This is a genomic window from Chryseobacterium oleae (assembly GCF_900115055.1).
Classification (GTDB): Bacteria; Bacteroidota; Bacteroidia; order Flavobacteriales; family Weeksellaceae; genus Chryseobacterium; species Chryseobacterium oleae.
On the sequence record NZ_FOVD01000001.1, the window covers coordinates 309,509 to 325,526 of the forward strand.

Sequence of the window (16,018 nt, forward strand, 5' to 3'; positions counted from 1 at the left end):
CGCTTAGTAGAATCAATGCAATTCATTCCCTCTTTGCTCAACTTTTAATATGTAGAATGGTGATTGAACTTTGCTTTCAAAAATAAAAAATTGTCATTTTCTACTGACAGCTTCTTGTCACACCTCCACCCTATTTTTGTTGAATAATTTAAAATCTTAAAAAATGAATTTAGTATCCATCCGCATCATCACAGCTCAAATCGAAAGTCTGGTGAAATTTTATGAGAAGATAACAGACACTACCGCTATACAATACACCCCTGATTTCGCTGAGCTTAAAACACCCAATGCAACTCTTGCCATCGGGAGTACAAGGACATTGCAGTTTTTTGGAGGAGAAAGTGTGGCACAACCTGCAGAAAACCGTACTGCAATAATAGAATTTATGGTGGATGACGTAGATCAGGAATTTGACCGCCTAAAAAATGTACTGTCACCTTATATCGTACAGGAACCTACAACCATGCCCTGGGGAAATAAATCATTATTGTTCAGAGACCCGGATGGCAATCTGGTAAATTTCTTTACACCTGTAACCAAAGAATCAGTAGAAAAATTCGCAACAAAGCAGGAATAAAGCATCTGATTCAACAAAAAGTATTTTTAAAATTAAGGCTTGGATTTTATTATCTGAGCCTTTTTCATTTACAATCAATTTATTTTTATTGAATTTAAATTTTATATAAATTATTTTAACGTAAAGGTTTAATTCAGATCTCACGAAGACAAAGAGTTCGACTACGTCGTTGATGAAGCTGCCGGATAATACGTTCGCTTCGTCGAATCAATGCAATTGATTCCTTCTTTGCACACTTAAAAATAGGCAGTATTAGAATATAACTTTGCGTTAAAAAAATAAAAATTCCATTTCTACGGATATCCAGATCATTCATTTTTTGACACCCCATTTTAATTTCATTTTCCTATAAATAAAAAGCTTAATATTAAGAATTTGTAAAATAATTTGAATTATAATGTAAATTGGAACAGGATTGGGAAGTAATTTAAGCTTAGTTCGGATTAAACAATCAGGATCAAGGAACACGAAACAGGAACTGAGCTCAATATCTGTCTCCTTGTGACTTTCGTCCTTATGCAATAAACACCAAAAAAACAATACAATGGAAAAAAAATTAATTTCGAAAAAAACCGGAAAAAGGAAGAAAGTTGTACTGATCATCATTGGGGCTCTGCTCCTTTTAGCACTTATTTTTCCGTTTGCATTGAATATCTATCTCAAAAACAAGCTGCCAGAACTGGTGAATGAAAAAACACCTTATCAAATCCGTCTTGCTGATTTTAGTCTTAATCTTTTTAAGGGTGATATTTCAGCCAACTCCATATATATTACAACCAAACAGACCAAAGACCCCACTGTTACTCAAATCAACGGGAATATAAAAAGTCTGCGTGTACAGAATTTTGGAATCTGGAAGGCGATCTTCAACAAATCCTATCACGTCAAAGAAGTACAACTTATTGATCCTGATTTGAAAGTGATGCTGGGAAAATCAAAAGAAAAAAAAGATGCCCCGAAGAAGAAAATCAATTTCGGAATTGAAAATATTTTGGTAACGAACGGAAACATTTCTGTGAAGGACAAAAACAAAAAAGATCTCGTGACCGGAAAGAATGTCAATATTAATCTTACGGAAATTAAACTGAGCGAAAATGTATCAAAAATCCCTGTTGAATTCAAAAATTTTAAGATTGATGCTCATGATATCCTTATCACTGTAAACGATTTTTATCAGATTTATGCTGCAAAAATTGATGCAAAAAACAAGCAGCTCAATATTTATGAGTTTCACCTGAAACCCATTGAAAGTCCTGCACTTTACAACGCAAAAAATGTCTTTGATCTAAGAATCAATCAACTTGCTGCAGAGAATTTCACAGTGAGCAAGGATTCTCTTATCATTGACAATGCAAAATTCGTTAAACCACAACTGACTGTTACTTCAACCAACAAGAAGGAAGTCAAAGAAAATCCTAAAGAAGTTAACCTGAAAATCGGCATCAAAAATCTTGATTTCGGTCAGGGCTCTGTTCTTATTCAGCAAAGAGATAAAACAAAAGTGGCCTCTGTGGATAATTTCCACCTGAATTTAAAGGATATTGTTTTCGACAAAAAAACAGTGAAGGAGAAGATCCCTTTTGCATTTTCCACACACAATATTGAGTTTGAAAACATCTATTTCAAAACGGATCCACTGCAGGCAGTGAACATTAAAAAGATCACATCAAATGATTCCAATATTTTAATTGATGATATAGCATTTACAGCCCTAGGAAAGAGTGCTGTGAAAGACGTTTTCAACATTAAAACCGAGAAAGTTGAAATACTGAACAATACTTCAAAATTTGCAGGACAGCAGCTGCAGCTGCAATTGGGAAAAATTAATGTGTACCGTCCTAAGGTAGAAATTATTGCTGCCACCCATAAACCGAAGGTGACTAAAAAAAGCAATACAGCAACGCCTGATCTGCTGGCTCACCTTGGAGCGCTTCATATTATAGACGGAACCTTTATTCAAAAAAAAGAGGGTCATGACAAAATGAAAGTGGAGAATTTTAATGTACAACTCAATTCAGTTACAACCAATAAAGACATCCTTAAAGAATCGATCCCATTTCATGTTAAAAGCCAACTTATTACGGCAAAAAAAATCGATGTGGATGCAGGGAAATATTATCGTCTGAAAGTTGATCAGATTAAAAATACAGGAAAAGAGACCGCTCTGCATAACTTTGCATTCCTTCCTAAATATTCCAGAGCCCAGTTTAACCGTTTAATTGCAGTTGAGGAGGATTTGTATACCATAAAGGCAAAATCTGTAATGATCACTGATAAAAATTCAAGATTGGGGGCCCAAACAAGCATAGACCTGGATCAAATCATTTTTGATGGCATCGACTGTAATATCTATCATGATCTGGCACCGCCGGATGACATTGGAATACGATATATGTTCAGCAAAAAGCTTCGTGACGTAAAATTTCCGCTTTATATCAGAAATATAGATATTAAAAATTCACACCTTACCTATGAAGAAGTTGCTGAAAAAGCAAAAATCCCGGGTAAGCTTACTTTTGCTCATTTTAACGCGAAAATCAGAGATGTAAACAGTGCCAAAATGAAAGGAAAACCGACGATGGTGAAAGTAGATTCAAATTTTGACTTTTTTGGAGATGCCCCTACGGATGTGCACTGGCAGTTTGATGTAGCTAACACCAATGATGATTATGCCATCAATGGAACCATTAAAAATCTGTCTGTACAAAATGCCAACCTGTTTGTAAGACCTTACCTTAACGTAAGCTTAGACGGGCAGATTCATTATCTGAAATTTGATTACAAAGGAAGCAGCAAGCAAATCGGTGGTAATTTTTATTTTAAATATACCGACATGCAGGTCAACTTTTTAAATAAAAATACGGGTAAGGAGAGAAAACTTCTCAGCGCTGTTGCCAATATTTTTGTTAAAAACGATTCCAAAGGTGAACCCAATCATGTAGAAGTGGATGTAAAGCGTGATCCCAATAAGAGTTTCTTCAATACACTGTGGCAGGGAATTATGGAGGGGTTGAAGAAGTATCTGATCTAGTTTCGGGTTTGAAAGTTTGAGAGTCAGAGGGTTTGAGAGTCGGAGAGTTAGAGCGTTTCGGAATGTCTGATACATGATGTCTAAAATCTGGCGTCTTACATCTTGGCTCTTGCAAAGCAAAATTCACCATCGATTCTCAAACCCATTCTTATTATTTTTTCGATATAAAACCTATCGCTTCCTGAATGTTTTTGTCGGCCAGCAGATCATTGAAATTGTCCTGTTTTGAAACGGCGATGTCGGGAAGGACTTTTTCATAATAGTTGCCATATCTGTCGCTGTCATATGCTACACTTAAAAGCAGCATGGTATCAAAAGGCAGTCCTATATCAACATTCGATGTAGTCATTCCAAAGGTGGGCTCTCCAATCAAAATGGTATTGGGTCTGCCTTTAAATGCTAACGCCGTCACTTCTCCGGAACTGGCGGTTAACAGGCCTGTAATGACCGCTACTTTCGCTTTATCGAGCAATTCTCCTTTAGGATTGATATAAGATGATTTTTTAGAATTACTTAAATAGTTTCCTTTTTCCAGCTTTACTTTAGAATTCTGTTTTTTATTACGGTCAACGGTACCCCAAATATCATTATCTCCCAGTAGATCGTATAAAGCGAGCAGCATCGCAGAAGAATTCCCACCTGTGTTAAAGCGTAAATCAAGAATCCAGCCTTCTGTTTTATTTTTAGCTTTAAAATCGGCAATCTGGTCATACATAGACTGAGCTATTTTATGAACATTTTCAGGACTGAAATCCAGGAACGTGACATTCGGCATTAAAATATATCCAATATTTCCGTTCAAGGCTTTCACTTCGAAACCCGGTTTGGTCGCGAATTTTTCTTTCCATTGTACACTTAAATTCTCTGTTGATGCTTTTACCGTTGTTCCATAGGCCTTATTCTGGTAAAAAACCTTGCAGTGTGTTGCGCCTATTTTACCAAACAACACCTCTGTTTCCTTTAATGAACTTTTGAAATTGCTGTACTTCGTTAAATTCTGATTGGTTTCATCACCGACTGCTTTCCAGTCTACATCTTTTCTTAGAAGATAATCTGATTTTAGCATGACCAGTAGTTTATCGTAGAACACTTTTATACTATCTTGTGAGGTCTTTACTTTCTGTGCATTCAAACAGAATGATAAACTGCATATACAAAGCAATATCAATATTTTTTTCATGTTTTATTCTGGTAGCTATTAATTTTGTTAAGAATCTAATATAATTAAATTAAAAATATTCCAAACTATTTATTTTAAATTTAATTGCGGGAAAAAAGCCGCTTCTCCGTCGATTTTTAATAAGCTCAACGCGAAATTATAGTCCATCTTTTCCAACTTCACCCCTTAAATTTTAATTTTTTAAACCTCCACCCCCATTATTAACATAAAATTATCATCATTTTTACACCGCTCCTATTTTTATCTACAAAACAAGAAACCCAATCATTTTCAGCTGATGATCAGGGTATTCCGTGCATAACATATGAATTAAATACTGGAAAAATGATATCAGATTTTAAAAAATAGATGAATAAATCAGAGCAAAATAATTTCTTTTATGCTTTAATCTTTATTTTCCTTTGATTTATTTTAGCTTATGGGTAAATTTGTATAAAAATAAAATTCATGAACTATACACTTGAGCTCAATACACAGGAACCCGGTTCCAATATTGTATTTAACACAATCGTATTTGATCCGTTCAAGGTTAATATAATTGAAAGATATGTGGGAAAGATGAATTTCCATCCTAAATTATCTTACGTCTTATTTAAAATCAGAACTCTGGATAATGAAATCATTAAAACAAGAGATGGCAATGGAAGGGTAAAAATCAAGGGAGATCATTTCGAAACGTACCAGAGACTGGTAAGAGTTCTTAATTCTTATGACTATAAAAATAAGTTGATCAACCGAAAGGAAGCTGATCAGGATTATGTTCATTTCATTCTGAGTCTGGTGCTTGCCAATTATCAGCTGAGCTAGAAATCCTTCGCTGATACCTGATCTGATAGCCAGAAGCTGGAAAAAAGAATTGTAATGAAGCCCTAAGAGCAACCATAATTTTGTTCTTATTCTTCTTTTGAAGAATGTCGTAATTACTTGTCGCTGTAAGAAATAACAAGTCGTCCCTCTTCCGGCCCGTAAACTATTAATATACATCTTATGGATCATAAAACAGTTTTGAAAAAGGCCAATTCAGCGATCTCGGAGGGTGATCATGAAACCTTCCTTGCTTATTGTGCGGAACATATTAAATGGACATTCGTGGGAGATCAGGTACTTTCAGGAAAAGACGAAATACGCCAATATATGGCTGATACCTACAAAAAACCACCGAAGTTTAATGTAGAACTGATGATGGAAGAAGATGATTATGTAACCGCAGTAGGTACCATAAGCCTGTTTAATGAAGACGGCCAATGGATAGCATATGATTATTGCGACATCTGGAGATTTGAAGATGGCCAAATGGCTGAACTGAAAGCTTTTGTTGTTGAGAAATAATATTCTTTAAAGCCAAACAGGATCAATACAATAGATAGCCACAACCTGACTGGCACGGACTATTAAAAATAATAGTGATATCAAGTTGCAGCTATTAAAATAAAGTTATCTTTATACTGAAGTATTTAGTACAGATGAGATAACGAATTCTCTTGTTTTATAGAATGAACAAGTTCATCTATTTTCCCGTATCCTGCGCCATACAGTATGCCTGCCATGCTGATTCGTTTTACGCCACAGTCAGCAAGTTCATCAACAGATGAAAGAGCTGAAATACCGACTACATTGACAGGAAGCTCTACAGCTGAAACAATTTTTCTAACTGTCTCTGTGTCTTTTAAACCGATTACAAACAACCCGTCAGCTCCGGCATCTTTATAAAGTTTCGCCCTATTGATCACGGTTTCCGTTGGATGATCTATTTTTTGTGCAAACACATCTGTTCTTGCATTGATGAATAATTTTTGGTTGGTTTCACGAAGATAATTGGTGATGGATTTCAGTTTTTCCAGGAAAATATCCTCGCCCTGATTATCTTCAAGATTAATGCCCGCCACGCCTATATCTATCATCTGCTGAATATGTGAATGAAGAACGTCAAGGTCATTGGTATAGCCCCGCTCCAAATCTACGGTAAGCGGAATACCTGTGCTTGCCTTAATCCTTTTCACGATATACAGCAGCTCATCAAAAGGGATCTGCTCACCGTCTTTATAGCCTAGCGAATCGGCTATAGCACCACTGGAAGTAGCGATGGCACTGAATCCTGCTTTTTCTATAATCTGTGCACTTTTAACATTCCATGCGTTAGCCAATAACAAAGGCTGAGGCTGATAATGCAAGTCGTAAAATATCTGATACTGATTCATAATGATGTATTTTAAATTGATTTGATGATTGTATATTTTTCAGATTAAGATTTTGATTCATCTTATGGATTGAAAGACCAATGCATCCACTTTTTTATACCTGGAAATAAGAAAATCTGTTTATTTAGAAAATCCGGGTGTCGCGTTCTGTACAACACCCGGATTTGCTGAAATAATTTAATCGGCAATGGTTCCCATACTCATATTGACAATAGTCCCGGTCATTCCACTTGCACGGTCGGAGGCCACGAATGCAGCAACTTCCGCCATTTCCTGAAGCAATGGTAAACGTTTACTATGCGTGTTTCTTTCAATGATTCCCTGAAATTGTTGGCGGGTAAGACCATTGGCTTTTGCATGAAGTCCATAAACTTCTTCCATGGTATCACTGTCTGCCATACCTTCAGGACGAATTCCTATCGCTCTTACGCCTGTAGATCCCAGTTCTGCAGAAAGATCTCTGATAAGCGCTTCTTCAGCAGCCATAGCAACGGCTACTCCACCCATATGCGGAATTGCTACCCTTGAAGGGCTTGAAGTAACAGTCATAATAACTCCCGATCCATTGGCGCCCATATGTCTTCCGGCTACTCTCGCCGTTAAGAAATTAGACTGTACATGAGATACAATAGGAGCCATAAAGTCCTCTACATCAAGATCTACCAATGCTACACCCTGTAATTTTGTATTGCGAAGACCCACTGCGTTAAATGAGATATCAATATTCCCTGACTGATTCACCACATAATCCAAATGGTCTGCGATTTGAGATTCATTAAGTGCATCAACCTCTGCAACTTCCGCATAACCACCAGCAGCATTAATTCTGGCGGCTACAGCCTCCACTTTTGATTGGTTACGACCTGTTAAATACACCTTTGCTCCTTCACGGGCAAATGTTTCTGCTACTGTACTTCCGACAGCTCCGCCGGCTCCATAAATAATGGCAATTTTGTTTGTTAATAACATAATTCTGTTTGTTTTTGATTTAGTGTCCTTATGAACATGACAAAGGTACCGTCTACATCAGCTAATTATATATGGCAAAATAGACAACTTAATGTGTTGATTTGGACAGTTTATTCTCATACCTTTGTAAAAAATTAAGGATGAAACAAGTAACGATTCTTGTTCCTGTGGGAAATGTTAATCTGAGCAGCGTAGTAGGAACCCTGGAAATACTGACCGAAGCTAATGAGTATTGGCGAAAAGCAGAAAAGGGCTCCGGTATAGAAATCCGGGTAGCAGGTGTATTGACTGAACTGAAAGAGAACAACAGCTTTTATTCCCTTAATCCGGTTGATGTAAGTGCCGTCAGAAAACATGATCTGGTTATCATCCCTTCCATCTCGCATCCGAAAGGTTTTTCTCAACTGATCAATGATAACCCGGAATTGATTGATTGGATCAGGAAACAATATAAAGAGGGCGCTGAGATAGCCAGCATCTGCACGGGAGCATTTCTTCTCGCTGCTACAGGATTATTGAATAACAAAACCTGCTCCACTCACTGGCAGGCCGAAAATGATTTTAAAGCACTTTTTCCGGACATCGATCTTCAAACAGATAAGCTTCTTCTAGCCGGACATGGATTATATACCAATGGCGGAGCTTTTTCGTTTTTAAATCTGGTTTTACTTCTGGTTGAGAAATATTTTGACCGCGAAACGGCTATTTACTGTTCAAAAGTTTTCCAGATAGATCCGGGCAGAAGCCTGCAGTCTCCTTTTGCCGTTTTTCAGCCGCAGAAAAACCATGATGATGAAGTCATTATCAGGGCACAAAGTTATATTGAACAGAATGTCAGCGAAAAAATATCTTTTGAAAAACTGGCTTCCCAACTGGCCATAAGCCGACGAAATTTTGACCGTCGCTTTATTAAAGCCACCCACAATACTCCCGTTGAATATATGCAGCGGGTAAAAATAGAAGCTGCAAAAAGCGCACTGGAAAGAGGCAGAAAAGGCATTTTTGAAATTATGGACGATGTAGGGTATAGCGACGAAAGAACATTCAAAGATGTTTTTAAAAAACTAACCGGTCTTTCACCGACTGACTATAAAGCCAGATTTAATAAGGAATCCGGGTTTTTTCAGGATTTGATGTGAGAGTGATGAGAGTTAAGAGTCAAGAGCCAAGATGCAAGACGTCAGATTTCAGACATCAGACATCAGACATCAGATATCCAGAAACACTCAAACCCTCCGACTCTCAAATTCTCCAACCCGAAACTTGCATCCCGAAACTCTGCTTAATGCATTTTATTTTTACTGAAAGCAACCGCGTCCACTTCGATCTGCATATCATCCAGTGCCAATTTAGGGACAGGAATTAACGTACTGGCCGGAAATGTATGGTTTTTCCATGTTGTATGCATTTCTTCCGTCCATATTTTAAGCTTTTCCTGATCATGATCAACGATGAGTATCGTGATTTTAAGGACATCATTAACCCCTAATCCATATTCCGCAAGTACTGTTTCTAAATTTTTCAGAGACCACTTCACCTGAGTTCTGAAATCCGCAGAAAGATGATGTTTCAAGTCTTCTCCACCGCTTTGCCCGGATATAAATACGTATTGACCCTCCCCTTCATGGCTGGTAGCATGAGAAAAGGCAAACGGAGTGGGATCAAAAAGAGTTTTGGGATTTTTGCTGATAACAGATGATGCATCAGTTTTCTGCATGATTTTATTTTGATCTTTGTTTTGTGAAAAGGCAAGGCATCCTATGCAGAATGCAGCTAGGCTGAATATGATACGCTTCATGATATTTTTTGTATTGAATTAATACAGCAAATGTAGATTTCAACATTTTTAAAACATTCAACATATGTTGACATTTTTGCCTTTTATTGGCTGTACATTCGTGGAATTTTTGCATCCTGAATACAAAAACGGAAGATCCGGATGATGAAAATAAAAAACCTCCAAACTGATTTGAAGGTCTCATTTTTCTAGCGGAACATGACGAATCAGCCAAAACCGATTCCCCATATTCCATTATATAAATATTCAGGAAAACATCAACCGTTAAATAACAGTTCCTCCTTTTGCCTGAAAGTCTTTTTTCATCCTTGCATATCTTTCGGGATCTATCGGTTTGGAAGCGCTTTCTATAATACTTGATTTAAAACCTAAGTCCAATGCGTCATTGGCTGTATAATACACACAATAATCGGCGGCGACTCCGCAAACGGCTACTTCTGTAACTCCACGTCCTTTAAGATAATCAGCCATACCTGTGGATTTTTTTCTGCCATTATCGAAAAAGCCACTGTAACTGTCGATTTCTTTATCCATTCCTTTTCTAAAAATAGCCTCAACAGCATTCGTTAAAAGTTCCGGAACCAGCTCTGCTCCTTTTGTTCCCTGTATGCAGTGTTCCGGCCACAATACCTGGTTCAGCCCGTTTAGGGATATTTCTTCAAACGGTTCTTTCCCCGGATGAGATGTAACGAAACTCTTGTGACCTCTAGGGTGCCAGTCTTGTGTGGCGACCACCAAATCATATTTGGATTGTAAATCGTTGATTGTCTGTACAATTTCATCACCCTGGTTAACGGCCAGAGAGCCTCCCGGCAGAAAATCATACTGTACATCGATAATAATTAAAGCATTCATAATAAAGGGTATATGTTATTAGTTTATTTGGATTGATATTTTATCTCTTCTTTTTTATATGATAAAGAAATGATAAATCTAAAACCGATAGTCCGGCTAAAACAAATTTAATTAATATTTCAATATATGGTGATTTTTCAAACAATAAATTACAAATACATTATCAATACACTATAATACATTTAAAACACTTATAATTTTACCTTTTTCAGTTAAAAAAAAGAGCGCACCATTAGAAATCTAACGGTGCGCTCTGGTCTTATATTGATCGGCTTTTAGCCTTTCGCCTTTTCATCGGTGAACAACTGAAGGCCTTCTTTTCTGTCAATAAGCTGTAACGGGTATAGCTTTGGATTGTATTCCCCGTTTAATACTTCATTCAGGGCATGTTTTTTCGATTCCCCGAATGCAATAACCAGTATATTTTCAGCTTTGTTAATGAGTGGTGAAGTCAAAGTGATTCTGAACATTTCCTGAGATTTCAGATAATAAGCGGACACCCACTTTTCATTTTCATCCAAAACAGCCTCACCCGGAAACAGAGAAGCCGTATGACCGTCGTCTCCCATTCCCAAAAGGATAAAATCAAAAACGCCTTCATGTCCGAGAACATTTTTAATCTGTTGTTCGTATTCAGCAGCAAAATCTTCCGGAAGTATTCCGTCTTCGTACATAGGGAAAATATGATCTTTATTGACGGGAACCTTGTTCAGAAGGGTCTCAAAGGTCATTCTTGCATTGCTTTTATCATCATCTAAAGGAACCCATCGCTCATCTACCCAAAAAAAGTATACTTTATTCCATTCTATTTTGTCTGCATACTCTTCAGTCGCCAACAAATTAAAAATAGCTTTTGGAGAAGAACCTCCACTTAGTGCGACCACAAAACGGTCATTTTTCTGAATCGATTTTTTGGAAAGTTCAACAAATGTATCCGCTGCTTTTGTATATAATTTCTCCAGATCGTTAAATACTGTGATATTCATTTTTCGTCTAATTTAAATTGATATGTTACACCCAATTATGCCCCTGTCTTTCAACCAATGCAATACTCTCTTTCGGGCCCCAGCTTCCTGCTTCATAGTTTGGAAAAGATGCATCTTTATTGCTTGCCCAGACTTCCTGAATGGTTTTGACAACATCCCAGGCTTCTTCCACCTGATCGGAACGCATAAATAAGGTAAGATCTCCTATAAGCGCGTCCAGCAATAGTGTTTCGTAAGCTTCAGGGGTATCTTCCTGACAGGCAAAATTGTCAAAGATCATTTCAACAGGGTTTAACACCAATGAAAGTCCCGGTTTCTTTGCCATAAACTGCAGTCTGATATCCATTAACGGCTGAATATTGATAATCAGCCTGTTCGCTGATAAATGCTGTGAACTTTCTGAAAATGTAGAATGCGGAAGCGGTTTAAACTGGATTGTGATATAAGAATGCTTTTCCTTCATTTTTTTCCCTGTACGAACGTAAAAAGGAACATCCTGCCATCTTTCATTATCCAGATAGAATTTTACTGCGGCGAAAGTTTCCGTATTGGAATCGGCTGCAATTCCGTCTTCCTGACGATAACCTTTAGCTTCTACTCCATTCACCACACCCTTTCCGTACTGGCCTCTTACGGCATAGTGATCCACCTGATCTGCTGAAATTCTGCGGATAGATTTCAAAACATCTACTTTACGGTCTCTAATTTCGCCCGCTTCCAATGAAGCCGGTGGTTCCATAGCCACCATGCAAAGAATTTGCAATAAATGGTTCTGAATCATATCCTTAAGCGCTCCGGTCTGCTCATAGAAAGCGCCTCTGGTTTCCACGCCTACTTCTTCCGCCACGGTAATCTGCACGGATTCTATATGCTTACTGTCCCATAAAGGTTCAAAAATAGAATTTCCGAATCTGAACGCCAATATATTCTGTACGGTTTCTTTCCCCAGATAATGATCGATACGGTAAATCTGCTCCTCTTCAAAGGTTTCAGCCAATAAACTGTTCAGTTCAATTGCCGACTGCTTATCATGACCGAATGGTTTTTCGATAATGATGCGGTCTTTTTTAGCATCAGAAGCCAATGCTGAATTTTTGATATGATTCGAAATGGTAGAAACAAAATCCGGTCCGATGGATAAATAAAACAGTCTGTTCCCTCTCGTTCCGTAAACCTTATCAAAATCCTCTAATTTCTGGTGCAGATTTTTGTAAGAACTTTCCTCATCCAGTTGATGCTGAAAATAAGTAATATGAGCCTGAAAACCGGCCCAGTCTTCTGTCGTTATCTTTTTCCTTGAGAAATTCTCAAGGTTTTCTTTGATGTAGTTTTTAAAATATTCATTGGTATTGTCTGCTCTTCCGAGTGCCAGAATATTAAAACCTTTGGGCATTCTGCCGTCGATGTATAAATTATAAAACGCCGGAAAAAGTTTTCTTTTCGCCAAATCTCCTGTCGCACCAAAAATGATAATTGTAGTTGGCTTCAAGACTTTATTGTCATTCATTTTTCCCAATTTTAATCGTTTGCAGTTTGCCATGACGTGTGAAAAACACCTTCCCTGTCTGTTCTCTGATAGGTATGTGCTCCGAAATAATCACGCTGAGCCTGAATCAGATTCACAGGAAGAGATTCTGTGGTATAGGCATCAAAATATCCTAGGGCAGTCTGAATTCCCAAACTTGAAATCCCATTTGAAGCAGCATAAGCAGCCGTTTTTCGTAATGATTTAATTTTATCCTTAACGATCACAGAAATATCTTTATCAAGTAAAATATTGGAAAGAAGAGGATCTTTAGTGTATGCAGAATAGAACTTTTCCAACAGAACTGAACGGATGATACATCCTCCTCTCCAGATTTTCACGACATCTTTCAATGGAATCTGGAAATTGTATTCTTCAGAAGCTTTTACCAGTAAAGCCAAACCTTGTGCATAGCTGATCAATGTCGCCAGATATAAAGCATCACCCACTTCTTTAATGAATAATTCTGTATTTTCGGGACTTACAATTTCTTTTTCAGCATACAGCTGAGAAGCCTGAACCCTCTCTTCTTTATAGGCTGATAAAATTCTTGAAGTCACTGCAATATCAATAGTCGGGATAGAAACTCCAATTTCCATGGCCTGCTCAGAGGTCCATTTTCCGGTTCCCTTAGCTCCTGCTTTATCTAAAATCTGATCGACAAGATAACCGTCTGTCAATGAATCTTGCTGCTGAAAAATATCTCTGGTGATCTCAATCAGGAATGAATTCATTTCACCATTGTTCCATTCTTTAAAAACCTGATATAACTGGTCGTTATTTAAATTGGCTCCTCGTTTCAACAAATCATATGCTTCGCTGATGAGCTGCATAATGGCGTATTCAATTCCGTTGTGAACCATTTTCACATAGTTTCCTGCAGAATCTTTCCCCATATAAGCGGTACAGGCTTCATTTCCCACTTTGGCTGAAATAGCTTCCAGCATAGGCTGAATAAGATGGAAAGCTTCCAGATCTCCACCCGGCATGATGCTTGGTCCTGTTCTGGCTCCTTTTTCACCTCCGGAAACGCCCATTCCCATAAAATGAAGATTTTTTGAGGCCAGATCAGCAACACGCCTGTTGGTATCTTTGAAATAAGAATTCCCGGCATCGATAACGATATCTCCTTTGCTTAAAAGCGGTGTAATGCTTTCCAGAACTGCATCCACAGGTTTTCCGGCCGGAACCATAAGAATAATTTTCCTTGGGGTTTCCAGTGCAGATACAAAATCTTCCATTGTACCTGTTCCTTTTACTTTCATTTCTGAGGTGGCGCCGTCCTGTAGTTCTTTTACTTTCTCTCCATCAAGGTCGAATCCGGCGATAGAAAAGCCGTTATCGGCAATATTATAAAGAAGATTGCGCCCCATTACTCCAAGGCCAATCATTCCGTAATTATATCTTTCCATTTATTTATTAGTATGAATTCTGTTATACAGACAATAAAATTAAGCAAATGCCAATCAGGAAAAAAATAAATGGACAGAAAAAAATTCTTCACAGCAGAAGGGTCAAAGCTTCCAGATTAAAACCAGAACTTTAAAAGAATTCCAAAACCCGCTCTATCAACAATTTATAGACATTTCACACCTGGAAAAGTCACCTGGAAAGGATTTTAAAGATTAATATTGATTTAACATTAAAAAAGTAAAAAGAAGAGCTAACTCCAAACCTATACATTGCATTCAAAAACATCCATCAAATAGTGAAAAACATCCATGTTTTCCAGACTGGTATCACGGGATCTTTGCAACAGACTAAAATTCATATAAATAATTATCATAAAATTTAAACAAAATGTCTGTTTCCGATCTATTTAAGCCCCTCAGCCTGCTGCATGGTCCGGCCATGAGAAACCGTTTTATGCTGGCACCGCTCACCAGCCAGCAAAGTGATCATGACGGTACAGCTTCCCCATATGATCATTCCTGGATAGAACAGCTTGCCCAAAGTGATTATGGACTCATCCAAACCAGTGCTGCTACCGTGGAAGCCGGAGGGATTGCATTCGAACGGCAGTTGGGTATTCATAGTGATCAACATCTACCCGGACTGACCCGAATGGCCACAACCATCCGTGAAGGTGGCGGACTGTCTGCTGTACAGCTTCATCACGCAGGACATCGTGCTAAACCTTCATTAGGAGGAATACCAGCTCCTGCTTCCGGCAAAACATTACCAGATATAAAGGCTATCACGACTGAAGAAGTGGAACGCATCCGCGACAGTTTTATAGCAGCTGCAAAGAGAGCTCAGCTTGCCGGATTTGATGGCGTTTCAGTACATGGTGCTTTCGGATGGATACTTTCGGAATTCCTCTCCCCCAATTTGAATGACCGTAAAGACAGATACGGAGGCAGTTTGGAAAACCGTGCGCGCTTCACCATTGAAGTTATCGAAGGAATCCGTAAGGCCTGTGGTCCTGATTTTCAAATTGGCTGGCGATTATCTATTGAACGTTATGGATTGCTGCTGGAAGAATTACGTGAAATTACAGCCGATATTTTTGACCGCGAGCTGATCGATTATCTGGATCTGGCTTTGTGGGATTCGGCCCAGATTGTCCGGGATGGAATGTTTCAGGGGAAAACCATGCTCAGTGTATTTACAGAACTTCCCCGCAAAGGAGTACGCTTAGGAGCAGCTGGAAAGATTATGAGTGCTCAGCGTGCCGGAGAACTGCTTGATGAAGGTTGTGATTTCGTCCTGATAGCACGCGCCGGAATTCTTCAGCGGGACTTCCCTCGTCAGGTGAGAGCCAACCCAATGTACGACAGCCCCCAACTTCCGGTAACCGCAGATTTCTTACGCCAGGGAGGACTGAGCGAGCGTTTTATAGATACCATGCGGGGTTGGCAGACTTTTGTAAAAGCAGGCTCATGAATTCGGGGTGCGG

14 protein-coding genes are annotated in these 16,018 nt (G+C 38.3%); 6 read left to right on the forward strand and 8 right to left on the reverse strand.

All coding sequences use genetic code 11. The features are described from left to right. Positions 1–163: 163 nt before the first annotated feature. Together BM143_RS01425 and BM143_RS01435 are read left to right on the forward strand one after the other, a co-directional pair. On the forward strand, positions 164–577 hold the full coding sequence (locus BM143_RS01425) for a VOC family protein (protein ID WP_090022167.1): 414 nt from the start codon (positions 164–166) through the stop codon (positions 575–577). 544 nt (positions 578–1,121) lie between these two features. Continuing rightward, positions 1,122–3,608 carry a DUF748 domain-containing protein gene (locus tag BM143_RS01435; RefSeq protein WP_090022173.1) on the forward strand — a complete coding sequence of 829 codons (2,487 nt, stop codon included), beginning with the start codon at positions 1,122–1,124 and terminating at the stop codon, positions 3,606–3,608. Positions 3,609–3,759: 151 nt separating this feature from the next. On the opposite strand, the gene BM143_RS01440 is transcribed toward BM143_RS01435, so the two are convergent. After that, a complete protein-coding gene (locus BM143_RS01440) occupies positions 3,760–4,674 on the reverse strand; it encodes a S41 family peptidase (protein WP_228430659.1) in 915 nt (304 codons plus the stop codon). A 561-nt stretch (positions 4,675–5,235) separates the two neighbouring features. On the opposite strand from BM143_RS01440, the gene BM143_RS01445 reads away from it, so the two are divergent. Both BM143_RS01445 and BM143_RS01450 read left to right on the forward strand, forming a co-directional pair. Further along, the gene (locus tag BM143_RS01445; RefSeq protein WP_034725142.1) at positions 5,236–5,595 is read left to right on the forward strand and encodes a hypothetical protein; all 360 of its coding nucleotides are present in this window, start codon (positions 5,236–5,238) and stop codon (positions 5,593–5,595) included. A 180-nt stretch (positions 5,596–5,775) separates the two neighbouring features. Continuing rightward, a complete protein-coding gene (locus tag BM143_RS01450) occupies positions 5,776–6,117 on the forward strand; it encodes a nuclear transport factor 2 family protein (RefSeq protein ID WP_090022178.1) in 342 nt (113 codons plus the stop codon). A 125-nt stretch (positions 6,118–6,242) separates the two neighbouring features. On the opposite strand, the gene BM143_RS01455 is transcribed toward BM143_RS01450, so the two are convergent. Both BM143_RS01455 and BM143_RS01460 read right to left on the reverse strand, forming a co-directional pair. Continuing rightward, positions 6,243–6,986 (reverse strand): isocitrate lyase/PEP mutase family protein, encoded by a 744-nt coding sequence (locus BM143_RS01455; RefSeq protein ID WP_090022181.1) that lies wholly within the window; start codon positions 6,984–6,986, stop codon positions 6,243–6,245. 177 nt (positions 6,987–7,163) lie between these two features. Continuing rightward, entirely contained in the window at positions 7,164–7,955 is a 792-nt protein-coding gene (locus BM143_RS01460) for an SDR family NAD(P)-dependent oxidoreductase (RefSeq protein WP_090022183.1), read from the reverse strand. 140 nt (positions 7,956–8,095) lie between these two features. Between BM143_RS01460 and BM143_RS01465 the strand changes: the two genes are divergently transcribed. Next, positions 8,096–9,094: a GlxA family transcriptional regulator gene (locus tag BM143_RS01465; RefSeq protein WP_090022185.1), complete on the forward strand. Its 999-nt coding sequence runs from the start codon at positions 8,096–8,098 to the stop codon at positions 9,092–9,094. Between the two features lie 143 nt (positions 9,095–9,237). Here BM143_RS01465 and BM143_RS01470 read toward each other — a convergent pair whose 3' ends face one another. From BM143_RS01470 to gndA, 5 genes are all read right to left on the reverse strand, one after another. Further along, positions 9,238–9,753: a RidA family protein gene (locus tag BM143_RS01470; protein ID WP_228430661.1), complete on the reverse strand. Its 516-nt coding sequence runs from the start codon at positions 9,751–9,753 to the stop codon at positions 9,238–9,240. A gap of 264 nt (positions 9,754–10,017) precedes the next feature. Continuing rightward, positions 10,018–10,608, reverse strand: a complete 591-nt coding sequence (gene pncA, locus BM143_RS01475; protein ID WP_034725134.1) for a bifunctional nicotinamidase/pyrazinamidase — start codon at positions 10,606–10,608, stop codon at positions 10,018–10,020. Positions 10,609–10,883: 275 nt separating this feature from the next. Next, positions 10,884–11,594 (reverse strand): 6-phosphogluconolactonase, encoded by a 711-nt coding sequence (gene pgl, locus BM143_RS01480; protein WP_090022188.1) that lies wholly within the window; start codon positions 11,592–11,594, stop codon positions 10,884–10,886. A gap of 25 nt (positions 11,595–11,619) precedes the next feature. Then, complete coding sequence (zwf, locus tag BM143_RS01485) at positions 11,620–13,101, reverse strand: glucose-6-phosphate dehydrogenase (RefSeq protein ID WP_090023858.1); 1,482 nt, start codon at positions 13,099–13,101, stop codon at positions 11,620–11,622. An 11-nt stretch (positions 13,102–13,112) separates the two neighbouring features. Next, positions 13,113–14,531, reverse strand: a complete 1,419-nt coding sequence (gene gndA / locus BM143_RS01490; RefSeq protein ID WP_090022190.1) for an NADP-dependent phosphogluconate dehydrogenase — start codon at positions 14,529–14,531, stop codon at positions 13,113–13,115. Positions 14,532–14,919: 388 nt separating this feature from the next. Between gndA and BM143_RS01495 the strand changes: the two genes are divergently transcribed. After that, positions 14,920–16,005, forward strand: a complete 1,086-nt coding sequence (locus BM143_RS01495) for an NADH:flavin oxidoreductase (protein ID WP_090022193.1) — start codon at positions 14,920–14,922, stop codon at positions 16,003–16,005. Positions 16,006–16,018 lie beyond the last annotated feature (13 nt).